A 13753-nucleotide genomic window follows, 5' to 3' on the forward strand; every position below is an offset into this window, starting at 1 on the left:
AGAATGCTCGCCATCTGCACCTGATGAGAAAAGACTATGTACGACTGGCTGAACGCCCTGCCCAAGGCAGAACTGCACCTGCACCTCGAGGGTTCGCTGGAGCCCGAGTTGCTGTTCGCCCTGGCCGAACGCAACAAGATCGCCCTGCCCTGGAGCGATGTAGAAACCCTGCGCAAGGCGTATGCCTTCAACAACCTGCAAGAGTTTCTCGACCTGTATTATCAGGGCGCCGACGTGTTGCGCACCTCGCAGGATTTCTACGACCTGACCTGGGCCTACCTGTTGCGTTGCAAGGCGCAGAACGTGATTCACACCGAACCGTTCTTCGACCCGCAAACCCACACCGACCGTGGCATCCCGTTTGAAGTGGTGCTCAACGGCATCGCGGCGGCGCTCAAGGATGGCGAGCAGCAACTGGGCATCACCAGCGGTTTGATCCTGAGCTTCCTGCGCCACCTGAGTGAAGACGAAGCGCAGAAAACCCTCGACCAGGCGCTGCCGTTTCGTGAAGCGTTTGTGGCCGTGGGCCTGGACAGCTCGGAGATGGGCCACCCGCCGAGCAAGTTCCAGCGTGTGTTTGATCGTGCCCGCCACGAAGGCTTCCTGACCGTCGCCCACGCCGGTGAAGAAGGCCCGCCTGAGTACATCTGGGAAGCCATCGACCTGCTGAAAATCCAGCGCATCGACCATGGCGTGCGCGCCATCGAGGACGAGCGTTTGATGCAGCGGATCATCGACGAGCAGATCCCGCTGACCGTGTGCCCGCTGTCCAACACCAAGCTCCGGGTGTTCGATCACATGTCCCAGCACAACATCCTCGACATGCTTGAGCGTGGCGTGAAAGTGACCGTGAACTCGGATGACCCGGCGTACTTTGGCGGGTATGTGACCGAGAACTTCCATGCGCTGTACACCGACCTGGGCATGACCCAGGATCAGGCCAAGCGTTTGGCGCAAAACAGCCTGGATGCGCGGTTGGTAAAACCATAAGCCTTAGCGCAGCCCCCCTGTGGGAGAGTCTATGTTGCAGGCTCACTCCCACAGGCTCTGTGTTCAGCCAGCTAGCGATTCAGTCAATCAAACAGCTCTAAAGCGCCATCTCCAGCTCGGTTTCCTTGGCGAATCGATGGATCTCCCGCTGCCCCGCGGCCGTGATCTGCAAGGCGCGCGAATCATTGGGCAGGCTCAGCCAGCCGGACTGCATGAACAGCTGCAACAATGCAGCGCCCAGCGACCCGCCCATGTGCGGGCGTCTTTCGCTCCAGTCGGGACACGCACAGGCCACTCGACTGTTGCGATGAGCCAGGGCCTGGATGAACACCCCGCGCGAGGCCAGTTGTGTGGAACCCTTGTGGGTGATCATGACGCGCTGTTCGAACTGCTCGATCCAGCCGGCATCCAGCAACCGCTGGTAAAGATCGGCGGCCAGGGTGCCTCCCAAATGGTCGTCGCACAGTCGGGCCCGCAACAACGACGATGGCGCCGCCTGAGGTTTGGCAATGGGGCTGGTGCGTTTGAAGACGTCCGGGACGGGCTGCGGCGTGCTGGCCAGCGTCGCGCTGGCCAGTGCTTCGATTGCCGCGCCCACTTCAGGCGCGGCCAGGCGGAAAAAGCGTTTGCGCCCACGGATTTCGACTTTCAACAGACCTCCGGCGGACAAACGCCCCAGGTGTGCACTGGCCGAAGACGGTGACAGGCCGGCCAATAGCGCCAGCTCTTCGGTCTGCCGCGCCGAGCCATCCATCAAGGCCCACATCATTGCGCTGCGCTTGGGGTCAGCCAGCAACGTGGCGATCTGGCTGATGCAAGGTGCATGTTCCATGTATTCACTCCCTGTTGAATCGTTTCGTCTGCTGCTCAGAGACATCTTGACCAGTAATGTGTCGTCGGCCAAGACGCGGAAACCGCCATAAGCCGGGCAAAGCCCCTTCTCCCCCATGCCATCGCTTCGCAGGTGCGCCGAAGGTCGGATGCTTGACCGTTAGGCCATCGCCATTGCGAGATCGACGGTGCGTACATGAGGCGGGCGCTAGTATAAGCGGGTTAACCGCCGGTTCCTGCCCTTGGGAAAGCGCGGGTGGTGATAGTTCCTGACAGAAATTTCGCTATTTGCCTGCGACTAATGATCGATGCCCGATATTGTCGGAAATTGACTGCCTAAAAGAGCGCATCGGCTGGCAAGCATTTCCCGTAGAAGGTTCACCGGCTTACTCAATTGTGCGCGATGGGCGCACAGCAAATTCAGCGGTGCGCGCTCACAGAGCAACTCCGGCATCAGCACTTTCAACCGGCCGGCGAGCACATCGGCGGCGACATCGAGCCAGGACTTGTAAGCAATCCCGGCCCCCGCCACTGCCCACAGCCGCACGACATCGGCGTCGTCACTGAAGCGATCGCCGCTGACGGTCAGCCCGACTTCGCGTTTGCCGTCGTGGAAACTCCAGTGGTCATGGACCCGGCTACCGAGCATGAACAACAAACAATTGTGCTGCGCCAGTTGTTCCAGATGCCGCGGCTCGCCGTGCCTGGCCAGATAACTCGGCGCGGCGCAGAGCACTCGGCGGTTCTGCGCCGCGATGGGCAGTGCCACCAGGCTTGAGTCTTCCGGCTCGCCGTAACGCAGGGCAATGTCCACGGGTTGGCGGAACAGATCGGCGATGCGGTCCCCCAGCAACAGGCGCACGGTCAGTTTAGGGTGCTCGCGCTGGAACTCGTCGAGCCACGGCAGCAACAGGTTGCGGCCAAAGTCCGACGGTGCCGACAACTGCAGAATCCCGCTGACCTGATCCTGACCGCTGGCCAGTAAGCGACGACCCTCGTCGAGATTGCTCAGGGCGGCCCGGGCATATTCCAGAAAGCCCTCACCTTCGGCGGTCAGACGCAAACTGCGGGTGGAGCGCGCCAGCAAGCGCGCGCCGAGTTGCTGTTCGATGCGCTTCAACGCCGCACTGGCCACCGCCGCCGACATGTCCATCACCCGAGCCGCCGCCGACAGACTCCCCAGGTCCGCAGCTCGGACAAATAACTGCAAGTCATCGAAACGCAGCATTCTCAGCCCCGATTATCAAAAAAATATTGAAAGAGACTGCTCTTTTAGCGGGTTTTATCTTGCAGAGAAATAGCCAATCATCTGTCCCATCGAAATCAACCCGTTTGCGGAGCGACCATGTCCCAGCCTTTCACCGCCATTGCCACCCTCATTGCCAAACCCGGCCAGCAAGACGCCCTCGAACAACACCTGCGTGCGCTGGTGGAACCGACCCGCGCCGAGGCCGGTTGCGGCCAATACGATTTGCATCAGGACCTGGCCAATCCACTGGCGTTCTACATGATTGAACACTGGAGCAGCGACGAAGCCCTGCAAGCCCATGACGCCAGCGCCCATGTACAGAACTTCCGCGCCAAGGCCGGCGACTTTCTCGAGCACTTCGACCTCAAGCGCCTGCGCACCGTGGCTTGATCCCTTCATCTATTAATGTTCAGGAGCCCCACATGAAAGCCATCGCCTACTACACCTCGTTGCCGATCAGCGACGCCAATGCCCTGCAAGACATCGAACTGCCAGAACCGGTTGCCAGTCCGCGCGACCTGTTGGTGGAAGTCAAAGCCATCTCGGTGAACCCGGTCGACACCAAGGTCCGCCAGAACGTCCAGCCTGAAGGCGGTGCGGCGAAAGTGCTGGGTTGGGACGTGGCCGGTGTGGTCAAGGCTGTCGGCAGCGAAGTCACGCTGTTCAAGGCTGGCGACAAGGTGTTTTACGCGGGCTCTATCGCCCGTGCGGGGGGCAATAGCGAATTGCACGTGGTGGATGAACGTATCGTCGGCCATATGCCGAAAACCCTCGGTTTCGCCGAAGCCGCCGCACTGCCGCTGACCGCCATCACCGCCTGGGAATTGCTCTTCGAACGCCTGCAAGTGCGCGAAGGTAAAACCGATGAAGGCCAGAGCCTGCTGATCGTCGGCGCGGCGGGCGGCGTAGGGTCGATCCTCACGCAACTGGCCAGCCAACTCACCGGGCTGAAGGTCATCGGCACCGCTTCCCGTGCGCAAACCCAGAGCTGGGTACGCGAACTGGGCGCCGATCTGGTGATTGATCACAGCCAGCCGTTGAGTGAAGAACTCAAACGCGCAGGTGTAGACCATGTGACCCACGTCGCCAGCCTGACCCAGACCGATCATCACCTGGATCAACTGGTCGAGGCATTGGCGCCACAAGGCAAACTGGCGCTGATTGATGATCCGAAAGCGCTGGACGTGACCAAACTCAAGCGCAAGAGCCTGTCGCTGCACTGGGAATTCATGTACACCCGCTCGCTGTTCGAAACGGCGGACATGATCGAGCAGCACCACTTACTCAACCGCGTGGCCGGGCTGATCGACACCGGGACGCTGAAAACCACGGTCGGCGAGCACTTCGGGACCATCAACGCGGCCAACCTGCGACGCGCCCATGAGCTGCTGGAAAGCGGCAAGGCCAAGGGCAAGATTGTGCTCGAAGGGTTCTGAAACAGATTGAGACAAGTGTCGTCCGGATGGACGACACCGTCAGTCCGAGAATTGACCCATGTCACAATTACGATCGTATTCGGGTCTACAATCGAAACCTCTGCGATGCAATCTTTTACGCAACATCTTTTAAGAGAGGAGAGTTCAGCAATGAAGATCCTGATTAAAGAAGTGGCTAAATCCCAGTGGCAGGTTCGTCTGGACCAACACGCTGTTACGTTCCGCAGCGAAGCTGAAGCGCTAGCCTTCACCAAGACCCTTGAAGCGCGATTGCTTGCGCCCCATCAAATTCCCGACCGCCAACAACAGCGCGCCGCTGGCTGAGTCCGCCCTCAGACCTGGGTTTGCGCTAATGCCCGGGCATTTTGCAAACGCCGGGTGAGCACCGCCGCGCTCACCACCAGAATCCCGCACAGGCTGATGACCATGGCCATCGGCACGGCGCTGCCATCGTGTAAAACACCGACCAATGCGGCCGCTCCGGCGGCGACGCTAAATTGCAGGCACCCGAGCATCGCCGACGCACTGCCGGCGCGAGCGCCCTGCCCGTTCATGGCGCAGGCCGAGGCATTGGGGAGGATGCAACCGAGGCTGGCGATGCAGATAAACAGCGGAATCAGCAGCGGCCATAACTGTTCGGTGTGCAGCGCACTGACGGCGAGCAGCGTCAGGCCTGCCCCCAGGTAAATCCACACGGTACGCACCAGCAGAAATGCCGGGCCACGCTTGGCCAGCAGTCGTGCGTTGACCTGCGCCACCAGAATGAAACCCGCCGCGTTGGTCCCGAACAGCCAGCCGAAATGCTCGGCCGGGACCCCGTAGAGTTTGATGAAGACGAACGGCGAACCGGCGATGTAGGCAAACATCCCGGCAATGGCGATACCGCCAGTCAAGGCGTGGCCGAGGTAGACCGGATCCGACAACAGCCGACCGTACTGACGCAACGCCCCCGACAGCGGTTGACGCGGAACGTGTGCCGGCAGGCTTTCCGGCAACCCGATTGCCACGGCCAACCCTGCCAGTGCACTGAATCCGGTCAGCACCAGGAAGATCGACTGCCAGCCGGTGGTGTTGACCAGCAGTCCACCGAGCATGGGCGCGAGAATCGGTGCCAGGCCCATCACCAGCATCAGTTGCGAAAAGACTTTCGCCGAGCCCACCGCATCGCATTTGTCACTGACCACCGCACGGGCGATCACCATCCCGGCGCAACCACCGAGGGCCTGGATGAATCGCGCGCCGATCAACCATTCCAGATTTGGCGCAAACGCGCAGGCCAGGGACGCCGCGGTGAACAACCCGACGCCTGTCAGCAACGGAATCCTTCGCCCGAAGCGATCCGCCACCGGTCCGTATGCCAGTTGACCCAGGGACAGGCCCAGGAAGTACGCGGCCAGGGTCAGCTGGACGTGTTTCTCATCGGTACCGAACGCGAGTGCCATCGCCGGGAACGCCGGCAGATAGAAATCGATTGCCAGCGGACCGAAAGCGCTCAGGGCGCCAAGAATCAAAATGGTACGGAAGTTCATCAGGCATCCAGTTGGGCATGGGTCGGCAGCCCGACAGTCTAGCCGCGCATGGACGCCTTGAACATTCCGATAGCTCGCTAACTATTAAATATCATTGGATAAATATAAAACCTGCAGGAGCGAGCCTGCTCGCGATAGCGCAGTGCCAGTCAACATCAACGCTGAATGACACACCGCTATCGCGAGCAGGCTCGCTCCTACAGGGGATTGTGCCTGGGCTTAAGCGAGTTTGGCGTCGTAGCCTTCTTCCGTGATCGCAGCGATCACTTGCTCGGTCGTCAGCGCGCTTTCCACACCGACTTCCCCGGCTGCCAGATCGACCCGCACGCTGGCCGCAGGATCCTTGGCTTGCAGCGCCTGGGTAATGGCTTTGACGCAGTGACCGCAGGACATGCCTTGAACGTTGAACACTTGCATGGTGTGGCTCCTTTTATGAGGTTGCGAGCAGTCTCGGGCTTGCCACCATGGCAAGGTCAAGTTCTGCCGAAATCTGCCGGGCTGGCAATCGGTGTCGCGCTCGGCCAAGCTGCGTGCATCAATGACTCGACTTCAGGAGATTCAGCCATGCGCTGGTCAGCTCTCAGCCTGTTTGGCTTCCTCAGCCTATTTGCCGCGACACCTTCGGTTCAAGCCGCCGGGGAGGACTATGGCGTACTGATCATTTCCCGCGAGCGCCTCGAAGTCGCGACCTCCTGCGAGATCGGCGTCTACATCCAGGACCAACTGTCGGCGCGGCTGTTCCAGGAACAAAGCACCTCGTTCAATCTGCCGCCTGGCAATGTGTCCCTGCGCCTCAAACTGCTGCCGGGCCAGGCGCCGGGTTGCAACCCGGGCATGCTCGCACCGGGTTCGCAGAACATCACGCTCAAGGCCGGGGACGTGTTGAAGTTCCGGATTGCGATGACGCAGGAAGGGATGTACCTGAAGCCCACCGCTCTCGACTACTAATCGCCACACCGATCGTTCCCATGCTCTGCGGGGGGAACACTTCAACGGACGCTCTGCGTTGGGCTTTTAAATGGGACGCGGAGCGTCCCGGCTGCATTTCCACACAGAGCGTGGGAACGATCAGGTCTTTTGATCTGAGACATGGCGCTTGACCTTGCCAGCATGGCAAGGTTGATCCTGTAGACATCTTCTACAGGGAGCGCGACCGATGTCCGAATCCACTACGTTCGATCTGCCGATTGCCGGCATGACCTGCGCCAGTTGCGCGGGGCGTGTCGAGCGTGCCTTGAGTAAAGTCATCGGCGCTTCTGCCGTCAGCGTCAACCTCGCCACCGAGCAGGCGCGGGTCCAGGCGCCCGGCGACAGCCTGCCGGCCTTGATCGACGCGGTGCAGCAGGCCGGCTACAGCGTGCCGCAGCAAAGTCTGGAGTTGAGCATCGACGGCATGACCTGCGCTTCCTGCGTCGGCCGCGTCGAACGGGCGCTGGCCAAAGTGCCCGGGGTGAAAAGCGTCAGCGTCAACCTGGCGAACGAACGGGCGCATCTGGAACTGCTCGGACACATCGATCCGCAAACCTTGATCGCCGCGGTCACCAAAGCCGGTTACAGCGCCAGCGTCTGGGAAGTCGAACACCCGCAAACCGATCAGCAACAGCAGCGCCTGCACCGTGAGCGCTGGGCGTTGATCATGGCGATCGCCCTCGCCCTGCCGCTGGTGTTGCCAATGCTCCTACAACCGTTTGGCGTGCACTGGATGCTCCCGGCCTGGGTGCAATTCGCGCTGGCCACGCCGGTGCAGTTCATTTTCGGCGCACGTTTTTATGTGGCCGCCTGGAAAGCCGTGCGCGCCGGGGCTGGCAACATGGATTTGCTGGTCGCCCTCGGTACCAGCGCCGGCTATGGCTTGAGTCTTTATGAATGGGCCACGGCGGCCGGGCGCATGCCTCATCTATATTTCGAAGCCTCGGCGGTGGTGATTGCCTTGGTGTTGCTGGGCAAATACCTGGAAAGCCGTGCCAAGCGCCAGACCGCCAGCGCCATCCGCGCCCTCGAAGCCTTGCGCCCGGAACGCGCCATTCAGGTGATCGACGGCCGCGAGCAGGACGTTGCCATCAGCGCCTTGCGCCTCAACGACCTGGTCATGGTCAAACCCGGCGAACGCTTCCCGGTGGACGGTGAAGTGGTCGAAGGCCAGAGCCACGCCGACGAAGCGCTGATCAGCGGCGAAAGCCTGCCGGTGCCCAAGCAACCCGGTGACAAGGTCACGGGCGGTGCCATCAATGGCGAAGGCCGGTTGCTGGTTCGCACTCAAGCGTTGGGGGCGGAAACCGTGCTGGCGCGGATCATCCGTCTGGTCGAAGACGCCCAGGCCGCCAAAGCGCCGATTCAGAAGCTGGTGGATAAAGTCAGTCAGGTATTTGTGCCTACCGTTCTGTTGATCGCGTTGGCGACGCTGATTGGCTGGTGGTTGTACGGCGCGCCGATTGAAACCGCGTTGATCAACGCCGTCGCCGTGCTGGTCATCGCTTGCCCTTGCGCACTCGGGCTGGCCACGCCGACCGCGATCATGGCCGGCACCGGCGTCGCGGCCCGCTATGGGATTCTGATCAAGGACGCCGAAGCGCTCGAACGCGCTCATGAAGTCAGCGCCGTAGTGTTCGACAAGACCGGCACGCTGACCTCGGGTTCGCCGCGAATCGCTCATCTGAGTGCCATTAACGGTGACGAAGCCGCCCTGCTGCAAATGGCCGGCGCCCTGCAACGCGGCAGTGAACACCCGCTGGCCAAGGCGGTTCTGGACGCCTGCGCCGAACGGGTTTTGACCGTGGCCGACGTCAGCGACAGTCAATCGCTGACTGGTCGCGGCATCGCCGGCACGCTCGACAGCCGTCGTTTGGCCTTGGGTAATCGCAGGCTGCTGGAAGAAAGCGGTTTGAGCGCAGGGGATCTGGCCGACTCCGCAACCGCGTGGGAAACCGAAGGCCGCACCCTCTCCTGGTTGATCGAACAAAGCCCCGAGCCAAAGGTACTGGGCCTGATCGCGTTTGGGGACACCCTCAAACCCGGCGCGCTGCACGCTGTGCAACAGCTCAGCGCACGCCACATCAGCAGCCACTTGCTGACCGGCGACAACCGCGGCAGTGCCAAAGTGGTTGCCGAAGCGCTGGGCATTACCAATGTCCACGCCGAAGTCTTGCCGGCAGACAAAGCCGCCACCGTCGCCGAACTGAAAAAGACCGGCGTGGTGGCGATGGTCGGCGACGGCATCAACGACGCCCCGGCCCTGGCGGCCGCCGACATCGGCATCGCCATGGGCGGTGGCACCGACGTTGCCATGCATGCGGCCGGCATCACCCTGATGCGCGGCGATCCACGACTGGTGCCCGCCGCGCTGGAAATCAGCCGCAAGACCTACGCAAAGATCCGGCAAAACCTGTTCTGGGCGTTCGTCTATAACCTGATCGGCATTCCGCTGGCTGCGTTCGGCTTCCTCAATCCGGTGCTGGCCGGCGCGGCGATGGCGCTGTCCAGCGTCAGCGTGGTGAGCAATGCGTTACTGTTGAAAACCTGGAAACCCAAGGACCTGGAGGACAATCGATGAACATCGGCCAAGCAGCGCGGCACAGCGGCCTGAGCGCGAAGATGATTCGTTATTACGAGTCCATCGGCTTGCTGAAGGCCGCCCACCGCACCGACAGCGGCTACCGCATTTATGGCGACGATGACCTGCACACGCTGGCGTTCATCAAACGCTCCCGGGACTTGGGGTTTTCGCTGGAAGAAGTGGGAAAGTTGCTGACCCTCTGGCAGGACCGCCAACGGGCCAGCGCCGACGTGAAAGCCCTGGCCCGCCAGCACATCGACGAGCTGAACCAGAAGATCCGCGAGTTGGGTCAGTTGCGTGACACCCTGCAGGACCTGGTCGAACACTGTCAGGGCGACCATCGCCCCGATTGTCCGATCCTCAAGAACCTGGAGTCGGGCTGCTGCGCGCCACCCGTTCGCCCCTGATCGCGAGCACCTTCACCACCAGCAACGTGGTCAGGGGAACGCCGTGGAACAGCAGCACCACGGCCCCCGGCGTCCACCACGAATAGAACGGCGCGGCGATCAACATGCCGACCCCGAAACCGGTCATTTGCAGCAGTGTCAGCAAGCTGAAGATCGGCAGGCGCAGGCTGTCCGGTTCACGTTGCAGACGCGACATCAGGCCGACCTCGGAGAAGCCGTCACCCAATCCGGCCGGTAACGAGAACAACAGCAAACCGTAGAGGGTCTGCTGCTGGAACATCAGGATAAAACCGCAGGACATCAGCAATACCCCGAAGAAAAATCGCCGCTCCAGGTGTGCATTGTCCGACCCTTTCAGGCGACTGGCGATTCGCGCGCCGATCAGCTTTCCGCACGCCCAGACGGCCAGCATCAGGCCCAGCGTGGTGCTGGCCGACTCGGGCGTCAGTAGCCGGGAAATGATCGGAAAGCCGACGTTGTGCGCCGCGCTGCCCAAGGTGTCGGCCATGGTGACGGCGAGCATCGCGGCCACCACGGGCGTACTGCGCAAGCCTTGGCGCAAGGCGTGCCACTCACTACGAGGCTGGGCTTGTTCGGGATCGGGTGCTGGTCGGGAAAACCGCAACGGCAAGATGAACAACGCGGCCAGCAGATAAGTGACCACGTTCAATGCGAAGACCGTTTCAAAGCCGAAGGCCGCCACCAACAGTCCTGCCACCAGGCTCCCACCGACCATGGCCGCCGACGAGGCCGAGGTGATCCAGGCGTTGGTCTTGAGCAAGTGCTCGCCTTCGATCAGGTGCGGCAACTGGCTGTTGAGGCCGATGGCGAACATTGAGTTGCCGAACCCCAGGCCGAACGCGATCAACGGTAAAAGCAGCGCTTGCTGGGCGACCGGCAGCACCAGCAACAGGCCCAACAACCCTGCGCGCAGCAAATCAAAGGCAATCAACGGAATACGCCCGGCCCAGCGGCGATAGAACGAGGTGCCGATCAAGCTGGCGAAAACCCCTCCGCCCACCCGGCTGGCGAGGAAAATGCCAACGCTCATGGCGCTGTTGCTGAGCAGGTAGACGTAAGTGGCCAGGGCGACCATGTTGAGAAAGGCGCCGAAGTCCGAGACCAGACGGGCCGCGATGATCAGTTGGGCATTGCGGGTGGAGGGGTTCACATTCAGTCCTTGAGTGTGGGAGTCGCAGGGAACAATCCACTGTAGGCGCGAGCAGGCTCACTCCCACAAATGATCTCCAGTGTTTAGGGATCAGCATTTACAAAAAACCCGGCCGAAGCCGGGTTTTCGTCAACCGATCACTGCATCCACGGTGGAGGCGGTTCTTCGGTTTTGCCCGGTGGCGCGTCATCTGCCGCGCGCACCGCCTGTTTACGCTCTTCATCCAGGCGTGCCGCCTCGATTTCGCGTATGACACCGCCGACGTCGGCCAATTCTTCCGGTTCGTCGAACTCGCCCGTCAACACGCTGGCCGGGTGCAAGGTGCCGGCTTCGTACAGCGCCCACATTTCCTTGGCGTATTTGGTCTTTTTCAACTCTGGCGCAAACCGGCCGAAGTAAGACGCCATGTTGCCCACGTCCCGCTCCAGCATGCTGAACGCGTGGTTGTTGCCCGCCGCGTCTACCGCTTGCGGCAAGTCGATGATCACCGGGCCCGTCGGAGTCAACAGCACGTTGAACTCGGACAGGTCACCGTGCACCAGACCGGTACACAGCATCAGCACGATCTGCGAAATCAGGAACGCGTGATATTCGCGCGCCTGGTCCGGCTCCAGCACCACGTCGTTCAGACGCGGCGCGGCATCGCCGTACTCGTCGGCCACCAGCTCCATGAGCAGTACGCCTTCGAGGAAGTCATACGGCTTGGGCACCCGAACACCGGCACCGGCCAGACGGAACAGCGCCGCCACTTCGGCGTTCTGCCAGGCGTCTTCGGTTTCTTTCTTGCCGAATTTCGAGCCTTTGGCCATCGCTCGAGCCTGGCGGCTGTTGCGCACCTTGCGGCCTTCCTGATATTCGGCCGCCTGACGGAAACTGCGTTTATTCGCCTCCTTGTAGACCTTCGCGCAACGTAGCTCGTTACCGCAGCGCACCACATAAACAGCTGCTTCTTTACCACTCATGAGTGGGCGCAGCACCTCGTCGACCAGACCGTCCTCGATCAGGGGTTCAATGCGTTTTGGAGTCTTCATCAGCTTTTATTGTGGGTCCTTTATTACCAAACACGCGAAAGTCATTCGTTATACGGCAATCCACTCGTTCGGGGGAGGGGTTGCCGACCTATGAACGTCGTGATGCACACAATGTGCCGAATTAATCGGCCAACTCCTTTCGGTCGTCATCGGCCGCCCGAGATCATAGCTGAGCCTGCACCACTGTGTGGCGAAGGGGTGCGAGGGCATTTGCGACAGAAGCTGACACCTTAATTCACACCCTTCGTAGGATATTTCTCACCAAGCCTCAATTTCCCATTAATTCAGCCGAAGTCCTCAGTGACAGAGTGATTTGTCCGACAATCGTTCCGACCACAAAAACGATGGCGCGCTCAGGGATCCGGGTTGATCAAATACGTTTACGGCTGCCAATAATCCGCGAGTCATCTGCACTGCGTGGGCCTACAAGAAAAATCTGGAGCGCGGATGAACATCAAACAGAAGTTGACCTGGGCGTTTGCAATCATCGCCTGCCTGCCCGTGGTGCTGGTCGCCACCCTCGTGGTGCTGAATCTGCGCAGTGACGCCAAGGCGAATTTCGTCGACGGCAGTGGTCGTGAAATTCGTCAGGTCAGCAACGCCATGCAATTGTTCTTCGACGGCATCAGCCAGAACGTCGACTACCTGGCCAGACAACCGCTGATCAAGAACTCCGACGACAGCCTCAAGACCTACATGAGCGCCAACGCCGAGAGCATTCCCCAAGGCGAGATGGACAAAAAGGTCTTCAGCCTCCTGCAGGACCTGGGCAACAGCCATCCGTCCTACGCCTATGCCATCCTCGGCACTGCGGCGGGCGGTTACGTGTCCTGGCCGGACGACGCGAAGCTGAACAATTACGACCCGCGCCAGCGCCCCTGGTACAAGGCGGCCCAGGCCAAGCCGGGCAAACCATTTCGCACCGAGGCCTATTACTGGGCCCAGGACGATGCGACCTACGTCAGCACCGTGCGCACCATCGACAACCAATTGGGCACCAACGGCGGCGTGGTCAGTATCGACGTGACGCTCAAGCAGCTCACCGAGATCGTCAAGCAGATCAAACTGGGTGAAACCGGCTACCTGATGCTGCTGGAAAACACCGGCACCGTGCTGGTCGATCCGAAACAACCGGAACACAACTTCAAAGCCCTGAGCAGCCTCGGCGAAGGTTATGCGCAACTGGCCAAGGCCGGCAAAGGCCTGGTGGAAGTCGAGTTGAACGGCGAACGCTACATGGCCAACGTCTGGCCGTCGGAGCAACTGGGCTGGACCTTTATCGGCCTGATCAAGCAAAACGATGTGATGAGCTCCGCGACTCAACTGACTTGGCTGATCGCAATCATCGCCGCCGTTCTGGCAGTGTTCTTCGCCATCATTGGCGCCAGTTTCGCCAGTGTCATCGTGCGACCGATCCGCAGCGTGGCCAGCGGCCTGGAAGGCATCGCCCAAGGTGAAGGCGACCTGACCAAAAACCTGGAAATCCGTGGCAGCGACGAAACCGCGCAACTGGCCAACTGGTTCAATCAGTTCCTGACGGCGATTCGTAACCTGAT

General features: G+C 61.0%; 13 protein-coding genes and 1 pseudogene. 8 read left to right on the plus strand and 6 right to left on the minus strand.

Annotation, left to right across the window (positions count from 1 at the left end):
• Positions 1 to 36 precede the first annotated feature (36 nt).
• On the plus strand, positions 37 to 990 hold the full coding sequence (locus AB4N91_RS23390) for an adenosine deaminase (RefSeq protein WP_010463790.1): 954 nt from the start codon (positions 37 to 39) through the stop codon (positions 988 to 990).
• A gap of 97 nt (positions 991 to 1087) precedes the next feature.
• Here the strand turns inward: AB4N91_RS23390 and AB4N91_RS23395 are convergent, their stop codons facing one another.
• Together AB4N91_RS23395 and AB4N91_RS23400 are read right to left on the minus strand one after the other, a co-directional pair.
• The gene (locus tag AB4N91_RS23395) at positions 1088 to 1822 is read right to left on the minus strand and encodes an ArsR/SmtB family transcription factor (RefSeq protein ID WP_010463793.1); all 735 of its coding nucleotides are present in this window, start codon (positions 1820 to 1822) and stop codon (positions 1088 to 1090) included.
• Between the two features lie 297 nt (positions 1823 to 2119).
• Entirely contained in the window at positions 2120 to 3049 is a 930-nt protein-coding gene (locus AB4N91_RS23400; RefSeq protein ID WP_010463794.1) for a LysR family transcriptional regulator, read from the minus strand.
• 117 nt (positions 3050 to 3166) lie between these two features.
• On the opposite strand from AB4N91_RS23400, the gene AB4N91_RS23405 reads away from it, so the two are divergent.
• The 3 genes from AB4N91_RS23405 to AB4N91_RS23415 all read left to right on the plus strand — a co-directional run bounded on the left by AB4N91_RS23405 (position 3167) and on the right by AB4N91_RS23415 (position 4830).
• Complete coding sequence (locus tag AB4N91_RS23405; RefSeq protein ID WP_010463795.1) at positions 3167 to 3460, plus strand: putative quinol monooxygenase; 294 nt, start codon at positions 3167 to 3169, stop codon at positions 3458 to 3460.
• Positions 3461 to 3492: 32 nt separating this feature from the next.
• A complete protein-coding gene (locus AB4N91_RS23410; RefSeq protein WP_460111811.1) occupies positions 3493 to 4506 on the plus strand; it encodes a zinc-binding alcohol dehydrogenase family protein in 1014 nt (337 codons plus the stop codon).
• A 150-nt stretch (positions 4507 to 4656) separates the two neighbouring features.
• Positions 4657 to 4830: a hypothetical protein gene (locus AB4N91_RS23415; RefSeq protein ID WP_010463800.1), complete on the plus strand. Its 174-nt coding sequence runs from the start codon at positions 4657 to 4659 to the stop codon at positions 4828 to 4830.
• Positions 4831 to 4838: 8 nt separating this feature from the next.
• On the opposite strand, the gene AB4N91_RS23420 is transcribed toward AB4N91_RS23415, so the two are convergent.
• Together AB4N91_RS23420 and AB4N91_RS23425 are read right to left on the minus strand one after the other, a co-directional pair.
• The gene (locus AB4N91_RS23420; RefSeq protein WP_102595216.1) at positions 4839 to 6035 is read right to left on the minus strand and encodes a multidrug effflux MFS transporter; all 1197 of its coding nucleotides are present in this window, start codon (positions 6033 to 6035) and stop codon (positions 4839 to 4841) included.
• Between the two features lie 219 nt (positions 6036 to 6254).
• Positions 6255 to 6452: a cation transporter gene (locus AB4N91_RS23425; RefSeq protein ID WP_010463804.1), complete on the minus strand. Its 198-nt coding sequence runs from the start codon at positions 6450 to 6452 to the stop codon at positions 6255 to 6257.
• A 147-nt stretch (positions 6453 to 6599) separates the two neighbouring features.
• Here AB4N91_RS23425 and AB4N91_RS23430 point away from each other — a divergent pair, with 147 nt between their 5' ends.
• The 3 genes from AB4N91_RS23430 to cueR all read left to right on the plus strand — a co-directional run bounded on the left by AB4N91_RS23430 (position 6600) and on the right by cueR (position 9995).
• Positions 6600 to 6983, plus strand: a complete 384-nt coding sequence (locus AB4N91_RS23430; RefSeq protein ID WP_074873510.1) for a hypothetical protein — start codon at positions 6600 to 6602, stop codon at positions 6981 to 6983.
• 208 nt (positions 6984 to 7191) lie between these two features.
• Complete coding sequence (locus AB4N91_RS23435) at positions 7192 to 9585, plus strand: heavy metal translocating P-type ATPase (protein ID WP_200667619.1); 2394 nt, start codon at positions 7192 to 7194, stop codon at positions 9583 to 9585.
• Positions 9582 to 9995 (plus strand): Cu(I)-responsive transcriptional regulator, encoded by a 414-nt coding sequence (gene cueR / locus AB4N91_RS23440; RefSeq protein ID WP_424479935.1) that lies wholly within the window; start codon positions 9582 to 9584, stop codon positions 9993 to 9995. Before AB4N91_RS23435 ends, cueR begins: the two co-directional genes overlap by 4 nt.
• Here cueR and AB4N91_RS23445 read toward each other — a convergent pair.
• Both AB4N91_RS23445 and AB4N91_RS23450 read right to left on the minus strand, forming a co-directional pair.
• The gene (locus tag AB4N91_RS23445) at positions 9949 to 11166 is read right to left on the minus strand and encodes an MFS transporter (protein WP_460111812.1); all 1218 of its coding nucleotides are present in this window, start codon (positions 11164 to 11166) and stop codon (positions 9949 to 9951) included. The genes cueR and AB4N91_RS23445 overlap by 47 nt on opposite strands.
• A 137-nt stretch (positions 11167 to 11303) precedes the next feature.
• Entirely contained in the window at positions 11304 to 12197 is an 894-nt protein-coding gene (locus AB4N91_RS23450) for a PA4780 family RIO1-like protein kinase (protein ID WP_010463815.1), read from the minus strand.
• A gap of 603 nt (positions 12198 to 12800) precedes the next feature.
• Here AB4N91_RS23450 and AB4N91_RS23455 point away from each other — a divergent pair.
• A pseudogene (locus AB4N91_RS23455) lies at positions 12801 to 13685 on the plus strand (cache domain-containing protein); the annotation flags it as partial.
• Between the last annotated feature and the right edge of the window lie 68 nt (positions 13686 to 13753).

This window comes from Pseudomonas sp. H3_D04 (assembly GCF_054669175.1).

Excerpts from the sequence above, each read along its gene's own strand:
- AB4N91_RS23415 (WP_010463800.1), top strand. The coding sequence starts at position 4,657 with ATGAAGATCCTGATTAAAGAAGTGGCTAAATCCCAGTGGCAGGTTCGT.
- AB4N91_RS23405 (WP_010463795.1), top strand. The coding sequence starts at position 3,167 with ATGTCCCAGCCTTTCACCGCCATTGCCACCCTCATTGCCAAACCCGGC.
- AB4N91_RS23450 (WP_010463815.1), bottom strand. The coding sequence starts at position 12,197 with ATGAAGACTCCAAAACGCATTGAACCCCTGATCGAGGACGGTCTGGTC.
- AB4N91_RS23410 (WP_460111811.1), top strand. The coding sequence starts at position 3,493 with ATGAAAGCCATCGCCTACTACACCTCGTTGCCGATCAGCGACGCCAAT.
- cueR (WP_424479935.1), top strand. The coding sequence starts at position 9,582 with ATGAACATCGGCCAAGCAGCGCGGCACAGCGGCCTGAGCGCGAAGATG.
- AB4N91_RS23395 (WP_010463793.1), bottom strand. The coding sequence starts at position 1,822 with ATGGAACATGCACCTTGCATCAGCCAGATCGCCACGTTGCTGGCTGAC.
- AB4N91_RS23425 (WP_010463804.1), bottom strand. The coding sequence starts at position 6,452 with ATGCAAGTGTTCAACGTTCAAGGCATGTCCTGCGGTCACTGCGTCAAA.
- AB4N91_RS23420 (WP_102595216.1), bottom strand. The coding sequence starts at position 6,035 with ATGAACTTCCGTACCATTTTGATTCTTGGCGCCCTGAGCGCTTTCGGT.
- AB4N91_RS23435 (WP_200667619.1), top strand. The coding sequence starts at position 7,192 with ATGTCCGAATCCACTACGTTCGATCTGCCGATTGCCGGCATGACCTGC.
- AB4N91_RS23400 (WP_010463794.1), bottom strand. The coding sequence starts at position 3,049 with ATGCTGCGTTTCGATGACTTGCAGTTATTTGTCCGAGCTGCGGACCTG.
- AB4N91_RS23390 (WP_010463790.1), top strand. The coding sequence starts at position 37 with ATGTACGACTGGCTGAACGCCCTGCCCAAGGCAGAACTGCACCTGCAC.
- AB4N91_RS23430 (WP_074873510.1), top strand. The coding sequence starts at position 6,600 with ATGCGCTGGTCAGCTCTCAGCCTGTTTGGCTTCCTCAGCCTATTTGCC.